This is a genomic window from Kocuria sp. HMSC066H03, assembly GCF_001812045.1.
GTDB classification, from domain to species: Bacteria; Actinomycetota; Actinomycetes; order Actinomycetales; family Micrococcaceae; genus Kocuria; species Kocuria rhizophila.
In genome coordinates this window covers 139,515-163,877 of record NZ_KV807506.1, presented here as the reverse complement: position 1 = coordinate 163,877, position 24,363 = coordinate 139,515, and the positions used below count along the sequence as shown (strand labels likewise).

Here is a 24,363-nt window from a genome sequence, read left to right as displayed (position 1 = left end):
CCATCGTGTCACAGGTCACGGCGCCGCCCGGGGACGCAGTGACCCGGAGCCCGGGGACTTGGGGCCACCGTGTGGGAGCGGTCGCGGCGCGCCTCACGGCGCTACGAGCCTCGGGGTTGCGGGAAGCAAGCACTACGATCGGGGCGTGGCCCCCGCACAGATCTTCTCCGTGATCATTCCCACCCTGCAGCGTTCGCGAGAGCTGCCCGAGTTGGTGGAGCTGTGCGCCGTGCATCCCACGGTCCTCGAGGTGATCGTGGTCAACAACCACCCGGACCCGCTGGACTTCGGCCGGGAGAATGTGCGCGTGCTGCAGCAGGAACGGAACATCTACGTGAACCCGGCCTGGAACCTGGGGGTGCGGGAAGCGCGGGCGGAGTATCTGGCGATCATCAACGACGATGTCTTGTTCGACCCGGCGCTCCTGGACCTTGCGGCTCGAGCCGTGACAGCGCCGTTCACCGGCCTCGTGGGCATCGATCCACTGCACATGAACCGGGCCGAGTCCCTCCCGCCCAAGATCCGCCTCGCCTCGCACCATCTGATCTGCTCGGGATTTGGCATGTTCATGTGCATGCCCAAGAGCAACTACGTGCCGATCCCGGAGGAGATGAAGATCTGGGGCGGGGACGACGTCCTCTACATGAGTCAGCGCTGGCCGAACAAGGTGATCATGGGCCCGTGGATCCGCTCCGAGGTGGGGACCACATCGTCCGACGCGACCTTTTCGCCGTTCCTGGAGCACGACGGGCGGATCTGTGAGCGCTATCTGCGTGACGAGGTGGGATGGCGGTGGTGGCACCGCCCTGAGGAGTGGGTGCTGGCCATCCGCAGGCTGCGACATCGTCTTGCGGGTCGTGGTGGTCGAGTTCGACACCTGGATCCGGCCGGCGGGGAGCAGGCACCCGGCACTGAGGTGGGATGAGTGGCCCCCGCACAGATCTTCTCCGTGATCATTCCCACCCTGCAGCGTTCGCGAGAGCTGCACGAGTTGGTGGCGTTGTGTGCCACGCACCCCACGGTCCGTGAGGTGATCGTGGTCAACAACCACCCGGACCCGTTGGACTTCAGGTACGAGAACGTGCGGGTGCTGCAGCAGGAGCGGAACATCTACGTGAACCCAGCGTGGAACCTGGGGGCGCGGGAGGCGCGGGCGGAGTTCCTGGCGATCATCAACGACGACGTCCTGTTCGACCCCGTGGTCCTCGACGTCGCCGCCGAATTCGTGGTGAAGCCGCGCCGGGGGATCCTGGCCCTGGAGGGGACCTTCCTCAACCGCGAGCACGCCACGCGCCCCAGGCTGCGGGTGGCCGGGAGCAACCTGATCGGCAACAGCTTCGGCATGTTCATGTGCCTGCGCAGGGAGAACTACGTGCCCATCCCCGAGGACCTCAAGGTGTGGGGCGGGGACGACTGGCTCTTCTTCCACCAGCCGTGGCCCAACTGGGCGCTCATGGGACCCCGAGTGCGCAGCGAGGTGAGTGTGACCAGCTCTGAGGGGCAGTTCCAGCAGATGCTGGGTGAAGAGAGCTCACGCGCACAGGAGTACGTGCGGGACATGTATGGCTCCCGGTGGTGGCACCGCCCCGTGGACGCTCTGGTGGCCCTGAGGGTGGCGCGAGGGCGCGTGAAAGAAGCCGCAGCCCGTTGGCGAACCCGCACCCGCCCGGGAGGGTGAACTTCCCCTCCACACGTGTGCAGGGCCGCCCACCGGTGGGGTGGGCGGCCCTGCACGCGTGAGAGCGGCTCGCCCGTCGCCCCAGGGGGCCCGGGTGCGTGACTGGCACGCGCCTTCTTGGAGTTACTGCGGCGGAACTCGCCGGTGTGCACCACGGTGCCGGATTCCTCGTCGTAGTAGAACTCTGAGACAGCCTGGCCCCGGGGCGCCGCGCTGGCGTCTCCCTCGAGCGGGTACCGGTAGGTGACCCTGAGGTTGGCGTCGTCCACGCGTGCCACCTTCGGCTCGAATTCCGCACTGGGAGTTCGGCGCTGGATGTGCAATAGCAAACGCCAAGACCGGGGGGTCTTCGTCTGTCCGCCACGGGGCGGGATCTGTGTCGCCGCACGTCAGGCGGCGGTTCCAGTCGAGATCACGGTTGGATCACACTTCTGGACGGTGGCCCGTCACCGGGCGTCAGCCGATGCCCGGGGGCCACTCGCCGGCGTGGTCGATGGACTCGGTGTCCGGGTTCCAGGTGTAGGTGGAGACGGCTCGGCCGCGGGCCTCTGCGTTGCTCTCGTCCCCCTCCACGTACGTGTAGGTGACCTGGATGGAGGAGTCGGTGAGCCGCTGAGTGGCGGGGTGGAAGCCGATGGGCTTGGACGTGGTGGTGCCCAGGTAGTCGCCCTGGTGGAAGAGCATCTGCTGCCGCGGGGACGAGCCCGTTCCGCCGCCGATCAGGGTGATCCAGGAGAGATCTGCGCACGGATCGTAGCCATCGCTGTCCTCAACGGTCCAGGACGAGGGATCGGCGACGCCCGGCACATCCGCCAGATGCGCGCTCACGGCGGCCTCGGCGCCGCTCGCACCGCACGTTTCCTGACCGGCCGGAGCGCTTGCCGAGGCGCTCTTCGCGCCAGACTCCTTGGTCGGCTCTGGCGCGGATTCCGTGGTGCGCTCCGGGGTCGGCTGCCCGGCTGGTTCCGACGACTCCTCGGGTGCTGGCGACGCCGCCTGCGAACGAATGCCCGACGTCGGGCCTGCCACCTGTGCGCTGGTGGCAGCAGACTGCGGCTCGTTCGACGAGTCGGACCCGCACGCGGTGAGTGAACCGACCCCGAGAATCAGCAGCGCCGATGCCGCGGTGAGTGTCCGAAATCGTTGCATGGTGGCCCCTTGAGCAGTCCTGGACCCGTGTTCTCACGGTCAGGATCAGGGTGCCCGCTTTCGTTCGCTTGTGCAATCTCCACATGTCATTGCATGGAATTATGTCGGCCCCGCGGGGTCACCGCGCCGTGCCAGCGCGGTCCTGGAATATCCCGGGGCCCTTCCCGCGCTTCCATCAGTAGTCTGATGATCCGGCGGGTGCCGGGTCCACCACCGTCGAGAGGGGAGCCGTGCCATGGGGACGTGCGGGGTGCACGGCCGGACCGTTGCGGAGCTGACGGCCTGTGCGGGTGCCGAGCTGCGTGCGGGCGACAGTGCCGCGGAGCAGGCCGGGAACGTCAGAATCCTCGGCGTCTCGGAAGTCCACACGGAGGTCCGCCCGGGGGATCTCTTCGTGGCGCTGCAGGGACGCCACCACCACGGGGCAAGCAAGGTCGCGGAGGCAGTGGCCGCAGGAGCGGGCGCGGTGCTCACCGACGCCGCAGGGGCGCGGTCCATCGGCCGCGACCCGGGGGTTCCGCTGCTGGTCGCCGAGCATCCCCGTGCCGTGCTGGGACCACTCGCCTCGCTCCTGAACGGCCACCCCTCCCACCACCTGCCCGTCTTCGGTGTCACGGGAACCAACGGCAAGACCACCACGGCCTACATCCTCGAAGCTGCCCTGCGACGTCTGGAGCAGCATCCCGGGCTCGTGAGCACCCCGGAGACCGTGGTGGGCACGCAGCGAGGGCCCAGTCGCATGACGACACCCTCGGCGCCGCACGTCCAGGACCTGCTGGCCAGGATGCGTGCGGCGGGCAACCGGTCGGCCGTGATGGAGGTCAGCAGCCACGCCCTGGACCAGGAGCGCGTCAACGGCGTGCGCTTCGACACTGTGGCCTTCACCAACCTGACCCATGAGCACCTGGACTACCACGGGGACATGGAGTCCTACTTCAACGCGAAGGCGAGGCTGTTCACGCCGGAGTTCGCGGCACGCGCGGTGATCGTGGTGGACGACGACGCCGGGCGGCGCCTCGACCGCCTGGCCCGCCGGAGAGGACTGCCCACCGTGACCCTGGGTACCCGGCCCGGGGGCGCCGCCACCTGGCACCTCGCCGGCGTCGAGGGCGCGGACGGGTTCGAGCTGCACGGTCCACGGGGCCCCATGCGGCTGCGTGCACCCCTGCCCGGGGAGCACAACCGCGTGAACACCGCGCTGGCCGCGCTGATGCTCCTGGGTGCCGGGCACCCGCTGCAGGAGGTGGCCCGTGCGCTCGACGGACCGGTGAGCGTGCCCGGCCGCATGGAACGGGTGGACCTGGGGCCTGGATGGCCCACGGTGCTGGTGGACTTCGCGCACACGCCCGATGCCACCGCCAAGTCCGTGTCCGCGCTGCGCGCCAGGACCCGGGGCCGCCTCGTGGTCACCGCCAGCAGCGGCGGGGACCGGGACACGTCCAAGCGCGAACTCACCGGGCGAGCGGTGGTCGAGTCCGGCGCGGACGTCGTCGTGGTCACGGACGACAACCCCCGCTCCGAGGATCCCGCAGCGATCCGTGCGGCCGTGATGCGGGGCGTCGACGCCGCAGTGCAACGGCTGCGTGCCGCGGGGCAGCCCGTACCGTACGTCGTGGAGGCGCCCACCCGTCGGGACGCGATTCGGACGGCTCTGGAACTCACGGGCCCGCAGGACACCGTGGCCCTGTACGGGAAGGGCCACGAGCGCTGGATGGGGATCGGCCCGCCCGGTGCACGGGTTCCGTTCGTGGACAGCGACGAGGTCCGGGCGGCTGCCGGGCAGATCGGCCACCGAGCGGCGTCGCCGGCCCAGGCAGGCCCACCCCCGGGGCGGGGCGGCAGCGGGTGGAGCGCGGCCCCGGTGGCGCCGTAGTCTGACGGTGCGCGTGACCGCGCGTCGGACGAGAACCTGGCAAGGAGCACCGCATGACGCAGCCCATCCCGGATCCCAATCCTCTGGACAACCCGGAGGCCGCAGGGGACACGTTCCGCGAGGACGACCTGATCGAGACCACGGGTGCCGAGGACTCCGCATGGGAGGAGGACGACGCCCAGTGGGGTGAGGACGCGGATCCCCTGAAGCACCCCGAAGAGGCGGACATCGAGCAGATCGCCGTGGGGGACTCCGACCCCGGGGCCGCGCTCGGGACGGAAGACCCGGAGGTCGAGGCCCTCGTGGCGGACCCCCAGGCGGACCGCGAGGTCGAGCGCTCGTTGCAGGACGGTGCCCAGGATCCCACCGATCCCATGGAGTAGATGCCCGCCGGCTCCACCCCGGGAGGACGCCGCCGCGGGCCCCGAACGGGACGGCCGTGGTGGCCGGGACGACCCCCGGCCGCCACGGGTGTGCACCGTGGGACAGGCAGTGGCCGGGGTACGCGCCGGGGGCGTTTTGACCATGGCACACACGTGGTACCTGTGACTGTCGGACCACGGGTCTATCCTGGGCGCATGTCCAGATTCAGCCCGCTGGAGTGGCCGGTCATCCGCCAGCTCCGCACCGGGGACCACACAGGCCGCAGCAGTGCGGTGCAGTCCCGCAGGACCCAGGAGATCACCGCGCGCACCGCCACGGCGGACCGCGTGGTGCAGAGCATCTGCCCGTACTGCGCCGTGGGTTGCGGACAGAAGGTCTACGTCAAGGACGAGCGCGTCATCCAGATCGAGGGTGACCCGGACTCGCCGATCTCGCGTGGTCGCCTGTGCCCCAAGGGCTCCGCGAGTGAGCAGCTCGTGAACTCCCCGGGCCGCCAGACACAGGTCCTCTACCGTGCGCCCGGCGCCGCCGACTGGCAGCCCCTGGACCGGGACACGGCCATCGACATGATCGCCGACCGCTTCCTGGAGTCCCGACGCCGCGGCTGGCAGGACGCGGACGAGCAGGGGCGGCCGTTGCGGCGCACCATGGGCATCGCGTCCCTGGGCGGCGCCACCCTGGACAACGAAGAGAACTACCTGATCAAGAAGCTGTTCACCGCGGCGGGGGCCGTGCAGATCGAGAACCAGGCCCGGATTTGACACTCCGCCACGGTTCCCAGTCTGGGAACCTCCTTCGGGCGCGGCGGCGCCACCCAGTCCCTGCAGGACATGGCCAACGCGGACTGCATCGTCATCCAGGGCTCCAACATGGCCGAGTGCCACCCCGTGGGCTTCCAGTGGGTCACTGAGGCCAAGGCACGCGGCGCCCGCGTGATCCACGTGGACCCGCGGTTCACGCGCACCTCTGCCGTGTCGGACAAGCACCTGCCCATCCGTGCGGGCTCGGACATCGTGCTGCTCGGGGCGCTGATCAACCACGTCCTGAGCAACGACCTCTGGTTCCACGAGTACGTGCTGCACTACACCAACGCCGCCACCCTCGTCAGCGAGGACTTCGAGGACGCCGAGGACCTCGACGGCATCTTCTCGGGCTACGACCCCGAGACCGGCACCTACCACCTGAAGTCCTGGGGCTACGAGACCGAGGGCGAGGACCACGGGGAGCGGGCCGACGAGGAGGGCAACCAGGGGGGTCAGGAGCGCGCGGAGGCCGGCGGTCAGCAGTACGGCAGCGGCGGCGCCCCCGTGGGCTCCGGCACGCCGGTGCGGGACGAGACCCTGCAGCACCCGCGCACGGTGTTCCAGATCCTCAAGCGCCACTTCTCCCGGTACACCCCGGAGATGGTGCGGGAGACCTGCGGCATCTCGGAGGAGGACTTCGACTACCTCGCCCGCTCCGTCACGGAGAACTCCGGGCGGGAGCGCACCACGTGCTTCGCGTACGCGGTGGGCTGGACACAGCACACGCTGGGTGCGCAGTTCATCCGCACGGCCTCGATCCTGCAGCTGCTGCTGGGCAACATGGGCCGCCCGGGCGGCGGCATCATGGCGCTGCGCGGGCACGCGACCATCCAGGGCTCCACGGACATCCCCACCCTGTTCAACCTGCTGCCCGGGTACCTGCCCATGCCCTCGGTCACCGCGCAGAGCTTCTCGGAGTACGTGGACGGCATCCGCACCACCAGCCAGAAGGGCTACTGGGCGAATGCTGAGGCGTACTCGGTCAACCTCCTGAAGGCCTGGTGGGGGGATGCCGCCACCGCCAAGAACGACTGGGCCTACGACTACATTCCGCGGATCAACGGGGCCCACGGCACCTACCAGACGCTGATGTCCATGCTCAAGGACCAGGTGGAGGGGTACTTCCTGCTGGGGCAGAACCCCGCGGTGGGTTCGGCCAACGGGCGGCTGCAACGCATGGGGATGTCCCACCTCAAATGGCTCGTGGTGCGGGACCTCAACATGATCGAGTCCGCCACGTGGTGGAAGGACGGTCCGGAGATCGCCTCGGGCGAGCTGAAGACCGAGGACATCGACACCGAGGTCTTCTTCATGCCCGCGGCCACGCACGTGGAGAAGTCCGGCTCCTTCACCCAGACCCAGCGTCTGGTGCAGTGGCGCCACCAGGCCGTGGCACCGCCGGGGGACGCCCAGAGCGAGCTCGAGTTCTTCTTCGAGCTCGGCAACCGGATCCGCGAACGCCTCGCGGACTCCACGGACCCCCGGGACCGGCCCTTGCTGGACCTCACGTGGGACTACCCGCTGGACGAGCAGGGTGAGGTGGACCCGGTGTCCGTGCTGGTCGAGATCAACGGCCGCTTCGAGACCGGGGAGCAGGCGGGTGAGCCGCTCAGCAACTACGGCCAGATGCGCACGGACGGCTCCACGTCCGGTGGCTGCTGGATCTACACGGGCATCTACGCGGACCGCGTCAACCGGGCGGCCATGCGCGTGCCCGGGTGGCAGCAGGACGAGATCGCCTCGCAGTGGGCGTGGGCGTGGCCCGCGAACCGCCGCATCCTCTACAACCGCGCCTCGGCGGACCCCGAGGGCAAGCCGTGGAGCGAGCGCAAGAAGCTCGTGTGGTGGGACCAGGAGCAGGGGCTGTGGACCGGCAAGGACAATCCGGACTTCCCGCTGGATCGTGAGCCCTCCGCGCGGCCGGGCCCGGAGGCAACCGGGCCGGACGCCCTTGCCGGTGACGACCCCTTCATCATGCAGGCGGACGGCAAGGCCTGGCTCTTCGCGCCCAAGGGCATGATGGACGGGCCCCTGCCCACGCACTACGAGCCGCAGGAGTCCCCGGTGGACAACCCGCTGTACGCGCAGCAGCAGAATCCCGCGCGGATCATGTTCCCGCGGGAGGACAACCTGTCCGCGCCCAGCGGGGAGGCGCCGGGCACCGGGGTCTACCCGTTCGTGTTCACCACCTACCGGCTCACGGAGCACCACACGGCCGGTGGCATGAGCCGGTGGCTGCCGTACCTGTCCGAGCTGCAGCCCGAGATGTTCTGCGAGATCTCCCCGGAGCTCGCTGAGCTCAAGGGGCTGGAACCGTACGGGTGGGCCACCATCATCTCGCCGCGCTCCGCGATCGAGGTCAAGGTGCTGGTCACGGACCGCATGACACCGCTCACCGTGGCGGGCAGGACCATCCACCAGATCGGTCTGCCGTACCACTGGGGGGCGGGCTCCGACGCGGTGGTCACGGGTGACGGTGCGAACGACTTGCTGGGCATCACGCTGGACCCCAACGTGCAGATCCAGAACTTCAAGACGGGCTCGTGCGACATCGTCCCGGGCCGTCGGCCGCGCGGTGCGGCGCGGATGGAACTGGTGCGCGAGTACCAGGAGCGGGCCGGGCTCACCGTGCGCACGGGAATGGAACGCATCACGGATCCGGAGCGCGAGCTCGACCAGGATCCGCTGCGAGGACGCGACAGCGGGGACATCGCGGGGCAGTCCACCGCCTGGCGGCCGGGCGCCCCCGCGACGGACCAGGAAGAAGAGCAGTGAGCACGGACAACCTGACACCCACCCCCAGTTTCGCGGACGACACCTACTGGGAGCACCCGCACCACCGGCGCGGGTTCTTCACGGACACGTCCATCTGCATCGGCTGCAAAGCCTGCGAGGTGGCGTGCAAGGAGTGGAATCGCAACCCGGTGGACTCGGACTACGAGATCCTGGGCTCCTCCTACGACAACACCGGTGGTCTGGGTGCGGACACCTGGCGCCACGTGGCGTTCATCGAGCAGTCCCAGGAGCGCATCGAGCAGGCCCGCGAGTCCGGCCGCGCCCTCGTGAGCCTGGGCATGCCGCGCGTGGGTCCGCCGGCGGCGTCGCCGGCTCCTGCCGCGGGCGGGTGCGCGTGCGGCTCCGCCCCCGCTGCGGCGGACTCCGCCGCCGTTCCCGTTCCGGATTCGGGCGGGCGTGCGTGCGGGGCGCCCCCGGCAAACGACGCCGCTGGGCCCGGTTGCGCGTGCTCGTCCCAGTCCACACCGGGCGTCACCGCGCCGGCGGGCTGCGGATCGGCGGGCGGTTGCGGCTGCTCTGCGGAGGGTGGGGCAGCCCCTGTGGCGGCCACCGGTGGGGACGACTCCCCGGTGCTGGACACCCCCGACTTCCGCTGGCTCATGTCCTCAGACGTGTGCAAGCACTGCACCCACGCCGGGTGCCTGGACGTGTGCCCCACGGGTGCGCTGTTCCGCACCGAGTACGGCACCGTGGTGGTGCAGGAGGACATCTGCAACGGCTGCGGCACGTGCGTGGCCGGGTGCCCGTTCGGGGTGATCGAGCGCCGCAACGACGGGCTGGTGGAGCCGAAGACGCAGCGGGGCGCCCCGCCCATGCCGGACACCGTGAAGGTCCCGCAGGACGGCATCGCCCAGAAGTGCACGCTGTGCTACGACCGCATGAAGAACGACCAGACCCCCGCGTGCGCGCAGGCGTGCCCCACCACGTCCATCAAGTACGGGGAACGGGAGAGCATGCTAGCCACGGCGCAGCAGCGGGTGGCCCAGCTGCACGAGCAGGGCAGGACCGAGGCGCGGCTGTACGGTGCCAATGCCCAGGACGGCGTGGGTGGCACGGGCTCGATCTTCCTGCTGCTCGACGAGCCGGAGGTCTACGGGCTGCCGCCGGACCCGCAGGTTCCCACCAAGGACCTGCACCGCATGTACAAGCGCGCGGGCATGGCCGTGATGGGCATGCTGGCCCTCGGCGCGGCGGCGTTCACTGTGGGTGAGCGCTCATGAGCCTCTCCCCGTACGACAGCTACCGTCCGCCCGAGGAACCGCGGCGCAAGCGGCGTCGCCGGAACCGTGGACCGGGCGGCGGCGCGTTCCGCCGCGGTGGCGGTGACGGCTCCCGCGAGATGCCCATGGTGCCGGACACCGAGTTCACCTCCTACTACGGCCGCCCGATCGTCAAGGCGCCGCCGTGGGACTCCAAGATCGCCACCTACCTGTTCCTGGGCGGGCTGTCCGGGGGCTCGGCGATCCTCGCCCTCGGTGGGTACCTGACCGGCAGGCCCGCGCTGCGCCGCAACGCCCGGCTGTCCGCGCTCACGGCGGCGGGTCTCGGCGGGGTCCTCCTGGTGGCGGATCTCGGCCGCCCGGAGCGCTTCCTCCACATGATGCGCACGTTCAAACCCACCTCGCCCATGAGCATCGGTTCGTGGGTGCTCGCCTCGTTCTCCACGAACGCGGGGGTTGCGGCGGCGGTGGAAGTGGACCGGATGACGGGGGAGAGGTTGCCGCTGGGCCCGCTGCGTCCCGTGCTGCACGCCGCGGAGCTGCCCACGAGCGTGGCCGCAGGTGTGCTCGGTGCCCCGATGGCCACCTACACCGCCATGCTGCTCAGCGACACGGCCGTGCCCACGTGGCACGAGATGCACGGGCACCTGGCGTTCGTGTTCGCGAGCTCGGCGTCCCTGGCCTCCGGTGGGCTGGCCATGCTCACCACGCCGGTGGAGCAGGCCGGACCCGCCCGCTTCTTCGCGGTCGCGGGCGTTGCCGGGGAACTCGTGGCCATGCGCGTGATGAAGGACGCCATGGACCCCGTGACCGTGGAGCCCCTCGAACAGGGCAGGCCCGGCCAGTGGCTCGAGTGGAGCGAGCGCCTCTCGATCGCCGGCGGGCTGGGCGCGCTGCTCGGCGGGCGACGCCGCTGGGTCGCCGCGGCCTCGGGACTCGCCCTGGTCTCGTCCTCGGCCCTCACCCGCTTCGGCGTGTTCTGGGGCGGCAAGGAGTCCGTGAAGGACCCCAAGTACACGGTGATCCCGCAGCGCAACCGGCTCGAGAAGCGCCGCGCGGCGGGCATCACGCACGACTCCATCACCACGGCGGGCTGACCCACCAGGTCACACTGTCGAGGCGTGATCCGGGGTGGCCGCGCACGGCCGCCCCGGTCACGCCGTGAAAAGGACCGGCTCAGCGCACGGTGACCAGGGTGTCCGCGGTCTCCGGGAGCGCGGTGGTCTCGCCGATCACCGGGTAGCCCGGGACCTCGCCCACCACGAGCAGCCCGCCCGAGGTTTGGGCGTCCGCGAGCAGCAGCAGGGTGTCCTCCGTGACGCCTGGGCCCGCTGCCAGGTGGGGTCGCACCCAGTCCAGGTTGCGCCGCGTGCCGCCTGAGACGAATCCGTCCCGCAGCGCTTCGGACGCTCCGTCCACGAGGGGGACGGCGGCGGCGTTGATCGTGGCGCCCACGCCCGAGGCGCGGCACATTTTGTGGAGGTGGCCCAGCAGGCCGAATCCCGTTACGTCCGTTGCCGCCTCGACCCCTGCCGCCAGTGCGTCCCGAGAAGCGTCCCTGTTGAGAGCCGTCATCGTCTCGATCGCGGCGGGGAAGACCTCGCCCGTGGACTTGTGCCGGTTGTTGAGCAGCCCCACGCCAATCGGCTTGGTCAGGGTGATCGGCAGACCGGGCCGGGCGGCGTCGTTGCGCAGCAGGCGCTGCGGGTCCGCGGTGCCCGTGACCGCCATGCCGTACGTGGGCTCGGGGGCGTCGATCGAGTGCCCGCCGATCACCGGGCAGCCCGCCTGCGCGGCAACGTCCAGCCCGCCCTGCAGCACCTCGGACATCAGCTCCATGGGCAGCAGCTCGCGCGGCCAGCCCACCAGGTTGATGGCCACCACGGGGGTGCCGCCCATGGCGTAGACGTCCGAGAGGGCGTTGGCCGCGGCGATCCGGCCCCAGTCGTGGGCGCTGTCCACCACGGGCGTGAAGAAGTCCGCCGTGGACACCACCGCGAGGTCGGGGCGCACGAGCACGGCCGCGGCGTCGTCGCCGTCGTCCAGGCCCACCAGGACGTTCGGCGCGTTCTGACCGGTCAGCCCGCGGACCGCGTCCTCCAGCTCTCCCGGGGGGATCTTGCACGCGCAGCCTCCGCCGTGGGCGTAGCTCGTGAGGCGGCCGAGACCGGCTGCGGGGTTCTGGGCGGGGGAGTCCGCGGGGCGTTCACTCATGGGGCCAGTGTAGGAACGCGCTCCGACAGCATGCTGAGCATGCGGGTCCCCGGGCGGTGATACATTCGGCCGCGGAGGCGTACGTGTCCTGGTGGGCGCCCCGGTCTTCAAAACCGGTGAGACCGAGCACCTCGGTCTGGCGGGTTCGATTCCCGTCCGCCTCCGCCAACCATCCGAGGAGCACCGTGAGCACAGAGGACCCCCGCCGTCGCATCCCCCGCACGGACCGCGTGCTTGCGGACCCGCGGGTCCGCGCGGCGGCCGGAGGACTGGGCGACGCCGCCGTGCGGGCCGCCGTCGTCTCCGCCCAGGACCGCGCGCGGGGCGGGGAGATCGCCCCGGAGGCCGTGGTGGACACGGTGGTCGCGGGCCTGGGCGCGCGCGGCGCGAGCTCCCTGACCCCGGTGCTCAACGCGACCGGCGTGGTGGTGCACACCAACCTGGGCCGGGCCCCGCTGTCCGACGCCGCGCGCCAGGCCCTGCTCGACGCCGCCGGCTACGTGGACGTGGAGCTGGACCTGACCACCGGGCAGCGCTCCGCGCGCGGTGCGGGTGCCCGGGAGGCGCTGCTGGAGGCGTGCCCTGCGGCGGAGGACGCGCTGGTCGTCACCAACGGCGCCGCCGCGCTGGTGCTCGCCACCACGGCCCTGGCCGGTGCCCGGGAGGTGGTCATCAGCCGCGGTGAGTTTGTGGAGATCGGGGCCGGATTCCGGCTCTCGGACCTCATGGAGTCCACGGGGGCGCGGCTGCGCGAGGTGGGCACCACCAACCGCACCCACCTGGGCGACTACGAGGCCGCTCTGGGCCCGGAGACGGGCTGCATCCTCAAGGTCCACCCCAGCAATTTCCGGGTGGATGGATTCACCTCCTCGGTGCCGCTGCGCGAGCTGCGGTCCCTCGCGGACGAGCACGGCGTGCCGCTCGTCGTGGACGTGGGCAGCGGCCTGCTGACCCCGGACCCCGCCCTGCCGGACGAGCCGAGTCTCGCCGAGGCCCTGGAGGCCGGGGCGGACGCGGTGATCGCGAGCGGGGACAAACTCCTCGGCGGCCCCCAGGCGGGCCTGCTGCTCGGGCGCACCGAGACGGTTCGGCGCCTGGCGCGCTTCCCCCTGGCCCGGGCCGTGCGCGCGGACAAGCTCACGCTCGCGGCCCTCGAGGCGACCCTGCGCGGGGGCAGACCGCCGGTCGACGTCGCCCTGCACGCGGAACCCGGTCGCCTGCGGGAACGCGCGGAGGCCCTGGCCGCCGCAGTGGACGCGGAGGTCGTGCCCCACGACGGTCGTGTGGGTGGCGGCGGCGCCCCGGGGGTCCCGCTGCACGGGTGGGCCGTGCGGCTGCCCGAGGCCGTCGCCCGCCCCCTGCGCCTCGGGCGCCCGGCCGTGCTGCCCCGGGTGCACGACGGCGCGTGCCTCGTGGACCTGCGCTGCGTGCCCGAGTCCCGGGACCACGAGCTGACCGACGCCGTGACGGCAGCGCTCGAGGAGATCCGCTGATGCACGTGGTGGCGACGGCCGGTCACGTGGACCACGGCAAGAGCACTCTGGTCCGGGCGCTCACCGGCATCGAACCGGACCGCTGGGACGAGGAGAAGCAGCGCGGGCTGACCATCGACCTCGGCTTCGCGTGGACCGAGCTGCCCTCGGGCACGCACGTGGCGTTCGTGGATGTCCCAGGCCACGAGAGGTTCCTGGGCAACATGCTCGCGGGGGTGGGGCCCGCACCGGTGGTGTGCTTCGTGGTGGCTGCGGACGAGGGCTGGCAGGAGCAGTCCGGCGACCACCGGGACGCGGTGGCCGCCCTCGGGATCACCCACGGGCTGATCGTGGTGACCAAGGCGGACCGCGCCCCGGAACGGGTCGACGCCGTCATCTCCCGTGCCCGCTCCGAACTCGCGGGCACGGGCCTCGCGGGCGCGCCCGCCGTCGTCGTCTCCGCGCAGCGGGGCACGGGACTGGAGGCATTCCGCGACGCGATGGACGCCGTGCTGCGCGACGTGCCGGAACCTGACCCGATGGCGCGCGTGCGGCTGTGGATCGACCGCGCCTTCACCATCTCGGGGGCCGGGACCGTGGTCACCGGCACGCTCACGGCAGGGACGCTGCGCACGGGGGACCGGATGGTGCTGCGCGGGGTGGAGGGGGAGCAGGCCGTCACCGTGCGCTCGCTGCAGAGCCAGAACCGCTCCGTGACGCAGATCGGGCCCACTGCCCGGGTGGCCGTGAACCTGCGGGGGACCGGCCGGGATGCGATCCACCGCGGTGACGCGCTCCTGACTCCCGGGTCCTGGCCCGCCACGGAGGTCCTGGAGGTGCGCCGGGACCGCGGGGCGCCGTTCACCGAGGTCCCCGAGGAGCTCGTGGTCCACGCGGGCACCGCGGGCGTGGGCGCGAGGATCCGGCCGCTGGACGCGGACCACGCCCGGCTGCAGCTGGACCGCGATTTGACCCTGGTGCCGGGCGACAGGCTCGTGCTGCGCTACCCGGGTGCCCGCGTGGTCGTGGGCGGTGCCCGGGTGCTGGACGTGGACCCGCCCGCGCTGACCCGCCGCGGCGACGGCGCCCGCGAGGCCGCCCGGCTCGCCCGGATCCCCGATCTCGGGGACCCGGCGACGGAGACGGTCAAGCACGGGGCGGTCCCGCTGCACCGGCTGCGGCTGCTCGGGTTCCCCACGGACGGGGCCCCGCCGGCTGACGTGGTGTCCACCGGGCAGTGGTGGATCCACGCCCCGCGCCTGGACGAGTGGGCCACCCGGTTGCGCGCGGCGGTGTGGGCCGCCCACGAGCGGGAGCCCCTGGCGCCGGGGCTGTCCCGCGGGGCCGCGCGCACGGTGCTCGGTGAGCCCGGGGCGAGCGTCCTGGCCGCCGTGGTCGACCGCGCGGGACTCGAGGACCGGGACGGGTACCTCGCGGTGCCCGGTCGGCAGGGCGGGCTCGGCGCCGCGGAGCAGGGCGTGACCGCCCTCGAGGTCCGTTTGCGCGCCCAGCCCTTCGCGGCCCCCGAGTCCCACGACCTCGACGCCCTGCGGCTCGGTCCGCGCGAACTTGCCGCGGCGCAACGCCTCGGTCGGCTGCTGCGGCTGCCGGGCGACGTCGTGCTGCTGCCCACCGCGCCCGCGCTCGCGATGCGCGAGCTCGCCCGCCTCCCTCAGCCCTTCACCGCGAGCCAGGCGAGGCAGGCGTGGGAGACCACGCGCCGTGTGGCGATCCCGCTGCTCGAGCACCTCGATGCGAAGGGATGGACCCGTCGGGAGGACGGCAACCGCCGGAGCATCGTGCGCTGAGCGGTGCGGCTCGTCGGACGCGCCCGGGCTGCGCGCCGTGAGCGAAACCCCCTCCCCGGGGTGGCCGCGGAGCACTAACCTCGGGGACACGACAACGGGCAACGCAGAGCCGGACGTGCCCGCGCGGCACCGTGCGGCACCGTCCGCGGCGCGTTCCCGTGAGACCGGGACCGGAGCAGACCGGCCCAGGAGACGATGGAGGAGCACCATGACCGACACCCCCGCCCAGGACCCCCAGATGCAGAACGAGCAGCCCCCGCTCGAGAACGGCACCCCGGACGGCTCCGTGCCGCAGGGCGGTGCCGCCCAGAACGGCGCGCCGCAGAACCAGGCACCCCAGGACGCCACCGCGCAGAACGGCGCGCCGCAGGGCGAGACCATCGGCGCCACCGGTGACGCCCAGGACTCCACGCTGGAGAAGGACCCCTCGGACTGGGTCAGCGGCGACGAGCCCATGACCGGCGCCCAGAAGTCCTACCTGGACACCCTCGCCAAGCAGGCCGGCGAGGAGCTGCCCGCGGACCTCACCAAAGCCCAGGCCTCGGAGCACATCGAGCGGCTCAAGGGCTCCTCGAACTGACCCCGCTCCCGGGAACCACGCCCCGTGCGCGCCTGACGACCAGGCTGCCGCGGGGCGTTTCCCATGGAGTTCACGGCCTCGCCCGGAGTGGACGGCCAACCCGGGTGTTCACCGAGACAGGAAAGCCTCAACTTGCTTGTGGGCAACCGGTTCCGGGCCGATGATGATCGCGTGCTCACATCGATCGCGGGACTGCCCGCCCATCCGCTCCTCGTCCACCTGTCCGTCGTCGCCGCTCCCGTGGGCGCGGTTCTCCTTCTCCTCTGGGCCACCGTGCCGCGCTGGCGTGCCCGGCTCGGGGTCGTCACCGTGGGGGTCAACGCCGTGGCCTTCGCCGCCTCCCTGCTCGCCAAGAGCACGGGCGAGGCCCTGCTGCCCGCCATGGGTCTGAGCGAGCACGCCCCCGGTCAGGTGGGTCCGCACGCGCAGTACGCGGACCTGCTGGTGGTGGCGGTGGGGTTGTGCCTCGGAATCTCGGTGCTGCTCTGCGCGGCGCAGCGCTGGCTCACCACTGACCGGTTCCCCCGCCGGGAGACCCTCCTGCTGGCGCTGAGGGTGCTCGCGGTGCTTGCCGCGGTCTTCGCCCTGGTCATGGTGGCGCTCACGGGCCACGCCGGTGCGCAGCTGGTGTGGGGGAACTTCCCCAACTGACCCGCACGTGGCCGCGCCGGCGCCGCTGCCGCCCGTTCTGTCTCCGCGCCGCCCACGCCCTGTTCTACTCCGCCCCGAGCCCCGAGCCCCGAGCCCCGACCTGGGTACCGGGGCCCGGGCCCGAGGAGGCCCGGGCGTGCGACGGCGGGGCGGGCCGGGCGGCGTCGGCGGCTTTGGTGCGGGTTGGCGCGGCGCAGTAGATTGACGCCCGTGCCTCAGGATTCCAAGCCCACACTGAAGACCACGCTGATCGGCTCCGGGGAGCACCGCGTGGTGTTCCTGCACGGGCTGTTCGGACGCGGCAAGAACTTCACGAACATCGCCAAGGGGCTGCAGCCCGAGTTCAGCTGCCTGCTCGTGGACCTGCCCAACCACGGGGACTCCGCGTGGACGGAGTCCTTCGGCTACGCCGCCATGGCGGACACCGTGGCCGAGCAGCTGCGCGCGAACTTCGCCGCCGCGGGCCCCGTGGACGTGGTGGGGCACTCGATGGGCGGGAAGGTGGCCATGGTGCTCGCCCTGCGGCACCCGGAGCTGGTGCACCGGCTCGTGGTCGAGGACATCGCCCCCGTGGACTCCCAGGAGGCGGACACCACCTCTTCGCGCGGCAACTTCGAGCACCTGCTCGGTTCCCTCAAGCGACTGGACCTCACCGGCATCACCCACCGCTCCCAGGCCGACGCCGCCCTGCGCGCCGACATCCCGGACGACACCGTCCGCGGGTTCCTCCTGCAGAACCTCCGCCACCGGGACGGCGGCTTCGGGTGGCAGCCCAACCTGGACCTGCTGCACTCCGAGCTCGGGGACATCGGGGCGTGGCCGGCGGACGACGTCGCGGGGCGCACCTACACGGGGCCTGTGCTGTGGGTTGCGGGGGAGAACTCGCCCTACATCCGGGCCGAGGACGCGCCCGCCATGCGCGCGCTGTTTCCCCGGACCGTGCGGATCACCGTGCGCGGCGCCAGCCACTGGGTGCACGCGGACCGCCCGGAGGAGTTCATCATGGCCCTGCGGACCTTCCTCCTCAAGGACCTCTAGCCGTGACCGGCCCGGACGGCTTCCCACGGCCTGACGGCACAGCGCAGGGCGTGGCCCTGGTGGTGGCGGCGGCCTTCGTCACCCAGACGGGTGCGGCCATCGCCGTGGGGCTGTTCGACGAGGTCGGTGCCCTGGGGGCGGTCTTCCTGCGACTGGCGCTGGCCGCGGTGCTGCTGTGCGCCGTCGTGCGCCCGCCACTGCGTGCCGTGACCCGGCAGAACGTGGGTGTGGTGCTCGGATTCGGGGTGGCGCTGGGTGGGATGAACATGCTCATCTACCAGGCCATCGCCCGGCTGCCGCTGGGGGTGGCGGTCACCGTCGAGCTGCTCGGGCCGCTGGTGCTGTCCGTGGTGCTGTCCCGCAGGCTCAGTGGCCTGCTGTGGGCGGGGCTCGCGCTCGCGGGGGTGCTGCTGCTCAGCGGTGTGGGCCCGGGAACGGAGATCCCCGATCTTGCGGGAGTGCTGTTCGCGCTCGCCGCGGCGGGGATGTGGGCGTGCTACATCCTCCTGTCCCGGCAGGCGGGGCGGTCCTTCCCCGGCATCCAGGGACTGGCCCTGGCCATGGTGGTGGGGGCGGTGCTCGCGGCACCGTTCGGGGTCGTGAGCGGCGGGGCGGCACTGCTTCAGCCGCGCGTGCTGCTCGTGGGCGTGGCGGTGGCGCTCATGTCCTCGGCGCTGCCGTACGCGCTCGAACTCGCGGCGCTGCGGCGGCTCCCCGCGGAGACCTTCTCGATCCTCGTGAGCATGGCGCCCGCGGTGGCCGCGCTCGTGGGGTGGCTGATCCTCGGGCAGGGCATGGGACCGGGGGAGATCGCGGGCATGGGGCTCGTGATCGTGGCGAGCGCGGCCGCCGTACGGTCCGGGCGGAGGCCGCCGTCCCGTCAGCCCGAGGCCCTCGCTCCGCCCGCGCCGTGAACCCGGCAGCCGTCGAGGCTAGTGTCCGCCCCAGGCCCTATCCTCGGGTGCCATGGGCTTCACACGCGCAGAACTGGACTCCTACCGGGACCGCACCGTGCCGGACCTGATCCCGCACCCCCTGCGGCTGCTGTTCGTGGGGATCAACCCGGGGCTGTGGACCGCGGCCACCGGGGCGCACTTCGCCCGCCCCGGCAACCGGTTCTACCCCGCGCTGCACCGGGCGGGCATCACGAGCACCCGGATCGACGCCGCGGACGGGTACGACCCCGCGGAGCTCGCGCAGCTGACGGACCGGGGCATCGGGATCAGCAACGTGTGTCCGCGCGCCACGGCCCGGGCGGATGAGCTCACCAGGGAGGAGCTGCACGAGGGGGCGAATCGGCTGGACCGGCTCATCCGGCGGGAGCGTCCCGCGGTGGTCGCGGTGCTGGGGATCACCGCCTACCGGGCGGCCTTCGACCGTCCGAAGGCCACGGTGGGGTGGCAGGAGTCACCGTGGCCGGGCACCGAGCTGTTCGTGGCGCCCAATCCGAGCGGACTCAACGCCCACTCCTCACTCGATGATCTGGCCCGGGTGTACGGGGAGATCGCGCGAGCTGCCGGAGTGGTGGACGCCCAGCGCGACTGACCAGGCAGCGGGTGGATCGCCTGCACCGGCATCACTCCAGCGGGAAGACCCTCAGCCCGGCCTGCGGATCGCTGTCCGGGGCCTGACCGCGCGCGAAGTCCGCCCACGCGCGGCGCAAGCGGGCGCCGTCGTGCACCACCTGGGCCCAGGTGTGGCCGTCCACCAGCGGCGTGTGCTCCCACACGTCGTGACCGGGGAACAGCAGGGGCAGCTCGGAGATGTGCGCGGCGGCCACGGGGTTGCAACCCACGCCCCACGAAAACTCGTAGCGCCGCCCCGTGCCGCCGGCCTCCGCGTGGCGCCGCGCGAAGCGCGCGGCACCCTTCCCGTAGAGGCGCTGGGTGAACGGTGTGATGAGCAGCCGTTCCACGCGCGCGGCCCTGCGGGGATGCTGCATGCGGGAGAGCAGGGGCGGAATGCGCGCCGTGAACAGGGCGGCCTCACGGGTGGTGCTGCCCACCAGGACCTCGACGTCCGGTGCGGCGGCCCGCCACGCCGCGTCGAGCTCGTTCTCCGGGGGCAGGGGATCGTGGCCGTACTGCAGCCCGAAGGGCATCTGGCCCTTGAGGCCGTGGCGCACGGCGGCCTGGGCCACCCGCCGCTGCATGGCGCGCACCTCGTCCAGTGGGGCATCGCGTGCCAGGGGTGCTGCCGTGGTGGCCATCAGGGCGCTCATCTTCGCGCGGCCGGCCAGCAGCCCGAAGGGCGCGCTCTGGATGATCGCCCGCCGGAACAGACCCCGGGCCTGCGGGACGAGCATGAGGTGCGCCACGGCGTCGCCGCCGGCGGACTGTCCGAACAGGGTGACGTTCTCGGGATCCCCTCCGAACGCGCTGATGTTCTCGCCGGACCACCGCAACGCCGCGACCATGTCCAGCAGCCCCAGGTTGGCCGGGATCTCCGTGCCGTCGCCCAGGAACCCCAGCAGTCCCAGCCGGTACGTCACGGCCACCACCACCACGTTCTGCTCGGCCACGAGCGCACCGGGGTCGTAGAAGGGTGCGTCCCCGCCGCCGGCCGCGTAGGAGCCGCCGTGGATCCAGATCATCACGGGCAGCCGCGCGTCCACCGGCGTGCCGGCGGGAACGGTCACCGACACCCGCAGGCAGTCCTCGTCCTGGGGCAGGTCCCCGATGTTGCTGCCCACGATGTCGTCCAGGAACGGCATGGGTGGCTGGGGGCACGCGGGTGCGGGCTCAGTGGCCAGGAGCGGGGTCGACGCCGCCGCCACCGGCCGCGGGCGCTCGTAGCGTCCCGCGCGGGCGTACCGGATGCCGGTGGCCCGGTCCACTGCGCCGTCCCGCCGCCCGATGATGGTGCCGCAGGGAGCATCCCAGCGAGGTGCCTGTGCGTCCATTGGTCTGGCGGTCCCGGAGGTGTCAGCCACGGGGGACCTCCAGGCGCAGGCTCATGCCGATGGTGTGCGGCGCCCTGTCCTGGAATCCGTGGCGGGCGTAGAGGGCCTGGCCCGGGCCGTCCGCCATGAGATTCACGTAGGCGCCCGGGGGAGCGTCCGCGCGGATGGTGTCCAGCAACCGCTGCAGCACCGCGCTGCCCAGCCCCTGCCCCTGGTGCTCGGGCAGCACCGCCATGTCGATCACGTGGAAGTACCATCCACCGTCACCGATCACACGGCCCATGCCCACCGTTGCGCCGGTCTCCTCGTGGCGGACGTGGACGGCAGCCCACGCTCCGTGGATCCCGGCCTCCGCCTGCTCCTCGGTCTTGGGGTGCATGCCGCTGTCCCGGCGCAGAGCGAGGTAGTCGGCCACGGAGGGTGGGGAGTCCACCAGGATGTATCCCGGACGCACGTCTGTCATGTGACCAGTCTGACGGCTCCGTCCGACATGTGCAGGGGGACCGACCCGCATCTGCGGACCCTATGCTTGTCCCCGGACTTTCGGCGGACACGGCACAGGAGGAGGCACCCGGTGGACATCCAGGCTGAGGTGGTCTTCGACCTCGTGGACCTGCTGGGGGTGCTCACCAACGGCATCCTGGGCGGTGTGGTGGCGCGGCAGCTGCGCATGGACCTCGTGGGCTTCGTGGTCCTGGCCATCGTCTCCGGTCTGGGCGGGGGCATGCTCCGGGACACGCTCCTGCAGCAGGGCTTTCCCGTGGCACTGACCAATCCGGCGTACCTCACCTCCGCGCTCGCCGGTGCACTGATCGCCTACCTCCTGGTGTTCGACAGCAAGTGGACCTTCCGGGCGCTGTTCGTGGCGGACTGCCTCTCGGTGGGCTGCTGGGCCGCCACGGGCACCGTCAAGGCGCTCGGCGCGGGTCTCGCGTGGCCACCGGCAATCCTGCTCGGGGTGGTCACCGCGGTGGGCGGCGGCATGATCCGAGACATCGCCGTGGGCCGGCTGCCCGCCATCTTCGGCGGGAACACGCTCTACGCCACGAGCGCCCTGCTGGCCAGCGCGCTGATGGCCCTGCTCTCCGAGCTCGGGCACCCCACGTGGGGCATGGCCGGGGCGATCGTGCTCAGCGCCGTGGTCAGCGTGTCCGCGCGGCGCTTCGGCTGGCGCCTTCCGGGTCCGGCGAACCTCAGCCCCAGTGCCCTGAAGAAGCTGCGCCTGCGTCCGGTCCTGGGCAGGCGCACGCGGCGCGAGTGACGGCTGGTTCCCAGCACCGCGGTTCTCTTCCGACATGCCGCACACCGTTCGCCGGGTCCGGTGGCCGGGCACGATGCCGCTGGGTCTCGTTCCCGGGGCGGAGGTGCCGTGCGCGGGGCCGCGCCGTGACTCCGACCCCGGGTGGCAGGCCGTGGCAGGGAGGCGCCGCGACGGTGAGGTGCCCTGGGTGCGGTGCCGGACCGTGCGGCGTCGTGCGGTCTCGATACGCGGCCCTGTGGTCACCTCACTGCGGACTTGAGCCGCAGGGTGGGCTTCTCCACGAGATGCCACGAGAGCCACGCGAGGACCAGGGTGACGAGCAGCGCCACCGTGGCGAACCCCCAGTAGCCCAGCACGGTGTGGGCTCCTGCCACGGCGAGCAGCTGCTGGACGGGGAACGCGTAGATGTACGTGCCGTAGGAGAGGTCGTTGACCGAACCCAGACGCACGGGCAGCACGGCACCCAGCCACAGCAGGCCGTAGGCGAACGGGATGGCCACCGCGAACCACCCGAACGGTTCCGGCCAGGTCTGGGACGCGTACGTCAGCAGGAGTGAGGGGACGGCCAGCCACCACCGCAGCGGGACACGGTTGCGGGCGGCCCACAGCAGCATGCCGGCCAGGAAGAAGCCGCCCAGGCGGAACCCCTGGAAGAGCTTGGTGGCACTGAGGTCCACGGGGTCGAAGGTGGCGAACTGCAGGAGCGACACGATGACGAACGCCAGCGAGATCCAGGTGAGTGGGCGGCGTCGTGCCCACGGGAGGGTGAGGAGCAGCCCCGCGGCAATGTAGGCGGCGGCCTCGTACCAGAGGGTCCACAGCGAGCCGTTCCAGACGTCGGGGTAGGGCACGCTCGTCAGCAGGTGCTGGATGTCCCACTGCGTGATGTAGAGCGCGGCATTGGCCACCACGTAGGCCAGGGCGCTGCCCGGTACGACCGTCTCTCCCCTGAGGAGCGCGCTCACCGGGGCGATCACGGCGGCCGTGATGGCCAGGGACACCCAGAACGCGGGGTAGAGGCGCAGGGCCCGGCGCCACAGGAATCCCCGCAGGGAGAGCCGCATGCGGGACCCCGCGATCAGGTACCCCGAGATCGCGAAGAACCCGTTCACAGCGGTGCCGCTCGCGTTCTGCCACGCGCTCTCCGGGTAGCCGCCCACGGGAACCGTGTGACCCAGGATCACCGCGGCCGCCAGCAGGAGGCGGATGGCGTTGAGGGCGTTGGCGTGCGAGGACAGGCGGGAGCCCAGGGTGGCGCGCTGGCGGCCCTCAGTGGACCGGTCGCCGCGGGTGGAACCCACGGGGGGAAGGGCCGTCACCGGACCAGCCCTTTGAGGCTCAACGCCGGCCTCTCGATCAGGGTCCACGAGAGCCAGGCCACGGGCAGGGTCACCGCCACGGACACCGCACAGTATCCCCAGTACCCGAGAACCGACGTGGCACCCGAGACCACCAGCAGCTGCTGCAGGGGAAAGGCGTAGATGTAGACGCCGTAGGAGAGGTCGTTACGCGCGCCGATCCGGAGGGGGAGCACCGATCCCAGCCAGAGCACCGCGTACGCCAGCGGCAGAGCGGTCAGGGTCCAGCCCCAGGGCTCAGCCATCCAACGACCGGCACACACGATGACCATGGCCGGCAAGGCCAGCCACCATGTCACGCGGACGTGGTGGCGGGCGGCCCACAGGACCATGCCGGCCAGGAAAAACCCGGCCAGGCGCAGACCCAGGAGGTAGTGCGAGGAGCCGATGTCCAGCGGCCCGAAGGCCAGGACCTGCACGCAGAGAACCGCGAGCAGGAGTGCGGTGAGCCAGAGCAGAGGCCGGCAGCGGACCGCGGCCAGTCCGAGCAGAAGCCCGGCCGCGATGTAGGCGAGTCCCTCGAACTCGAGGGACCACAGTGATCCGTTCCACACCTCCGGGTAGGGAACGCTGCGCAGGAGGTCGTCGATGTGCCACTGGTGGATGCGCAGGGCGGCGTTGTCCACCACGTAGCTGACCGCGCTGCCACCGTCCCACCGTTCGTGACCCACGGCCCCGGCCACAGGCGCGACGACGAAGGCCGTGAGCACCAGCGTGGTCCAGTAGGCGGGAAAGATCCGCAGCAGCCTCCGCCACACGAACGCGGTCAGAGAGGTCCGGACGCGTGATCCCGCGATGAGGAAGCCGGAGATGGCGAAGAATCCGTTGACCGCCGTGCCGCTGAGGAAGTGCCAGGGCAGGTCGGGGAACCCGCCGAGGGGTGCGGCGTGCACGATGATCACGACGACGGCGAGCACCAGCCGGACGAAGTTCAGGGCGTTGTCATGGTTTCCGAGCCCGTCTCCGAGCGTGGCCCGTGCCGGACGGAGGAGGGCCTGGGCGGTGCGCGCTCGGGGACCGGGGGGAGGTGGGGACACGGTCGAAGAATAGCTGGGCCTGTGGGCGAGATGGGGGACAACACCCCGCGTTGTGCAGATGGTGCGCGCGCCTCCCCGTGCCGGCCCCTGGAGGGCCGTGCGGTGCACACCACGCGGCCCGCCGCAAGGACCCCTACTA

At 71.8% G+C, this 24,363-nt stretch carries 21 protein-coding genes, 1 tRNA gene and 1 pseudogene; 16 read left to right on the top strand and 7 right to left on the bottom strand.

Going from position 1 to position 24,363, the window contains the following annotated elements:
• Window positions 1-145: 145 nt before the first annotated feature.
• Together HMPREF2833_RS04150 and HMPREF2833_RS04145 are read left to right on the top strand one after the other, a co-directional pair.
• Window positions 146-925, top strand: coding sequence for a glycosyltransferase family 2 protein (locus HMPREF2833_RS04150; protein WP_052239317.1), 780 nt, complete (start codon window positions 146-148; stop codon window positions 923-925).
• The gene (locus HMPREF2833_RS04145; protein ID WP_070636776.1) at window positions 926-1,678 is read left to right on the top strand and encodes a glycosyltransferase family 2 protein; all 753 of its coding nucleotides are present in this window, start codon (window positions 926-928) and stop codon (window positions 1,676-1,678) included.
• Between the two features lie 179 nt (window positions 1,679-1,857).
• Here HMPREF2833_RS04145 and HMPREF2833_RS12850 read toward each other — a convergent pair.
• Both HMPREF2833_RS12850 and HMPREF2833_RS12495 read right to left on the bottom strand, forming a co-directional pair.
• Window positions 1,858-2,001: pseudogene (locus HMPREF2833_RS12850) on the bottom strand (LppP/LprE family lipoprotein); the annotation flags it as partial.
• Between the two features lie 133 nt (window positions 2,002-2,134).
• A complete protein-coding gene (locus HMPREF2833_RS12495; protein WP_052239318.1) occupies window positions 2,135-2,506 on the bottom strand; it encodes an LppP/LprE family lipoprotein in 372 nt (123 codons plus the stop codon).
• 571 nt (window positions 2,507-3,077) lie between these two features.
• Here HMPREF2833_RS12495 and HMPREF2833_RS04135 point away from each other — a divergent pair.
• The 5 genes from HMPREF2833_RS04135 to nrfD all read left to right on the top strand — a co-directional run bounded on the left by HMPREF2833_RS04135 (window position 3,078) and on the right by nrfD (window position 11,000).
• Complete coding sequence (locus HMPREF2833_RS04135; protein ID WP_246829078.1) at window positions 3,078-4,700, top strand: Mur ligase family protein; 1,623 nt, start codon at window positions 3,078-3,080, stop codon at window positions 4,698-4,700.
• Between the two features lie 53 nt (window positions 4,701-4,753).
• Window positions 4,754-5,083 (top strand): hypothetical protein, encoded by a 330-nt coding sequence (locus HMPREF2833_RS04130; protein WP_039101703.1) that lies wholly within the window; start codon window positions 4,754-4,756, stop codon window positions 5,081-5,083.
• A 195-nt stretch (window positions 5,084-5,278) separates the two neighbouring features.
• The gene (gene fdh / locus HMPREF2833_RS04120; RefSeq protein WP_246829077.1) at window positions 5,279-8,662 is read left to right on the top strand and encodes a formate dehydrogenase; all 3,384 of its coding nucleotides are present in this window, start codon (window positions 5,279-5,281) and stop codon (window positions 8,660-8,662) included.
• Entirely contained in the window at window positions 8,659-9,903 is a 1,245-nt protein-coding gene (locus HMPREF2833_RS04115; protein ID WP_070636773.1) for a 4Fe-4S dicluster domain-containing protein, read from the top strand. The genes fdh and HMPREF2833_RS04115 overlap by 4 nt, the downstream gene beginning before the upstream one ends.
• Window positions 9,900-11,000: an NrfD/PsrC family molybdoenzyme membrane anchor subunit gene (nrfD, locus tag HMPREF2833_RS04110; protein ID WP_070636772.1), complete on the top strand. Its 1,101-nt coding sequence runs from the start codon at window positions 9,900-9,902 to the stop codon at window positions 10,998-11,000. The genes HMPREF2833_RS04115 and nrfD overlap by 4 nt, the downstream gene beginning before the upstream one ends.
• A 79-nt stretch (window positions 11,001-11,079) precedes the next feature.
• On the opposite strand, the gene selD is transcribed toward nrfD, so the two are convergent.
• On the bottom strand, window positions 11,080-12,117 hold the full coding sequence (gene selD, locus HMPREF2833_RS04105; protein WP_070636771.1) for a selenide, water dikinase SelD: 1,038 nt from the start codon (window positions 12,115-12,117) through the stop codon (window positions 11,080-11,082).
• A 73-nt stretch (window positions 12,118-12,190) separates the two neighbouring features.
• Between selD and HMPREF2833_RS04100 the strand changes: the two genes are divergently transcribed.
• The 8 genes from HMPREF2833_RS04100 (at window position 12,191) to HMPREF2833_RS04065 (ending at window position 19,211) form a co-directional block, all read left to right on the top strand.
• Window positions 12,191-12,285 (top strand) — tRNA-Sec (locus HMPREF2833_RS04100).
• Window positions 12,286-12,302: 17 nt separating this feature from the next.
• Entirely contained in the window at window positions 12,303-13,610 is a 1,308-nt protein-coding gene (gene selA, locus HMPREF2833_RS04095) for an L-seryl-tRNA(Sec) selenium transferase (RefSeq protein ID WP_039101708.1), read from the top strand.
• Complete coding sequence (selB, locus tag HMPREF2833_RS04090; RefSeq protein ID WP_070636770.1) at window positions 13,610-15,397, top strand: selenocysteine-specific translation elongation factor; 1,788 nt, start codon at window positions 13,610-13,612, stop codon at window positions 15,395-15,397. The genes selA and selB overlap by 1 nt, the downstream gene beginning before the upstream one ends.
• Window positions 15,398-15,605: 208 nt before the next feature.
• Window positions 15,606-15,977 carry a DUF3072 domain-containing protein gene (locus tag HMPREF2833_RS12845; protein WP_019309521.1) on the top strand — a complete coding sequence of 124 codons (372 nt, stop codon included), beginning with the start codon at window positions 15,606-15,608 and terminating at the stop codon, window positions 15,975-15,977.
• Between the two features lie 171 nt (window positions 15,978-16,148).
• Complete coding sequence (locus HMPREF2833_RS04080) at window positions 16,149-16,628, top strand: DUF2231 domain-containing protein (protein ID WP_070637536.1); 480 nt, start codon at window positions 16,149-16,151, stop codon at window positions 16,626-16,628.
• Between the two features lie 210 nt (window positions 16,629-16,838).
• Window positions 16,839-17,666 carry an alpha/beta fold hydrolase gene (locus HMPREF2833_RS04075; protein WP_070636769.1) on the top strand — a complete coding sequence of 276 codons (828 nt, stop codon included), beginning with the start codon at window positions 16,839-16,841 and terminating at the stop codon, window positions 17,664-17,666.
• A 2-nt stretch (window positions 17,667-17,668) separates the two neighbouring features.
• Window positions 17,669-18,580, top strand: a complete 912-nt coding sequence (locus HMPREF2833_RS04070) for an EamA family transporter (protein WP_070636768.1) — start codon at window positions 17,669-17,671, stop codon at window positions 18,578-18,580.
• 52 nt (window positions 18,581-18,632) lie between these two features.
• Entirely contained in the window at window positions 18,633-19,211 is a 579-nt protein-coding gene (locus HMPREF2833_RS04065; RefSeq protein WP_019309517.1) for a mismatch-specific DNA-glycosylase, read from the top strand.
• A gap of 31 nt (window positions 19,212-19,242) precedes the next feature.
• Here the strand turns inward: HMPREF2833_RS04065 and HMPREF2833_RS04060 are convergent, their stop codons facing one another.
• Both HMPREF2833_RS04060 and HMPREF2833_RS04055 read right to left on the bottom strand, forming a co-directional pair.
• On the bottom strand, window positions 19,243-20,598 hold the full coding sequence (locus tag HMPREF2833_RS04060) for a carboxylesterase family protein (RefSeq protein ID WP_246829076.1): 1,356 nt from the start codon (window positions 20,596-20,598) through the stop codon (window positions 19,243-19,245).
• Window positions 20,591-21,031: a GNAT family N-acetyltransferase gene (locus tag HMPREF2833_RS04055; RefSeq protein WP_070636766.1), complete on the bottom strand. Its 441-nt coding sequence runs from the start codon at window positions 21,029-21,031 to the stop codon at window positions 20,591-20,593. The genes HMPREF2833_RS04060 and HMPREF2833_RS04055 overlap by 8 nt, the downstream gene beginning before the upstream one ends.
• A gap of 111 nt (window positions 21,032-21,142) precedes the next feature.
• On the opposite strand from HMPREF2833_RS04055, the gene HMPREF2833_RS04050 reads away from it, so the two are divergent.
• Window positions 21,143-21,829, top strand: coding sequence for a trimeric intracellular cation channel family protein (locus HMPREF2833_RS04050; RefSeq protein ID WP_070636765.1), 687 nt, complete (start codon window positions 21,143-21,145; stop codon window positions 21,827-21,829).
• A 239-nt stretch (window positions 21,830-22,068) separates the two neighbouring features.
• Here the strand turns inward: HMPREF2833_RS04050 and HMPREF2833_RS04045 are convergent, their stop codons facing one another.
• On the bottom strand, window positions 22,069-23,148 hold the full coding sequence (locus HMPREF2833_RS04045) for an acyltransferase family protein (RefSeq protein WP_168165713.1): 1,080 nt from the start codon (window positions 23,146-23,148) through the stop codon (window positions 22,069-22,071).
• Window positions 23,145-24,224 carry an acyltransferase family protein gene (locus HMPREF2833_RS04040; protein ID WP_168165712.1) on the bottom strand — a complete coding sequence of 360 codons (1,080 nt, stop codon included), beginning with the start codon at window positions 24,222-24,224 and terminating at the stop codon, window positions 23,145-23,147. The genes HMPREF2833_RS04045 and HMPREF2833_RS04040 overlap by 4 nt, the downstream gene beginning before the upstream one ends.
• Between the last annotated feature and the right edge of the window lie 139 nt (window positions 24,225-24,363).

Coding starts and splice junctions, on each gene's coding strand:
- selD (WP_070636771.1), bottom strand. CDS start 12,117: ATGAGTGAACGCCCCGCGGACTCCCCCGCCCAGAACCCCGCAGCCGGT.
- HMPREF2833_RS04055 (WP_070636766.1), bottom strand. CDS start 21,031: ATGACAGACGTGCGTCCGGGATACATCCTGGTGGACTCCCCACCCTCC.
- nrfD (WP_070636772.1), top strand. CDS start 9,900: ATGAGCCTCTCCCCGTACGACAGCTACCGTCCGCCCGAGGAACCGCGG.
- selB (WP_070636770.1), top strand. CDS start 13,610: ATGCACGTGGTGGCGACGGCCGGTCACGTGGACCACGGCAAGAGCACT.
- HMPREF2833_RS04065 (WP_019309517.1), top strand. CDS start 18,633: ATGGGCTTCACACGCGCAGAACTGGACTCCTACCGGGACCGCACCGTG.
- HMPREF2833_RS04130 (WP_039101703.1), top strand. CDS start 4,754: ATGACGCAGCCCATCCCGGATCCCAATCCTCTGGACAACCCGGAGGCC.
- HMPREF2833_RS12845 (WP_019309521.1), top strand. CDS start 15,606: ATGACCGACACCCCCGCCCAGGACCCCCAGATGCAGAACGAGCAGCCC.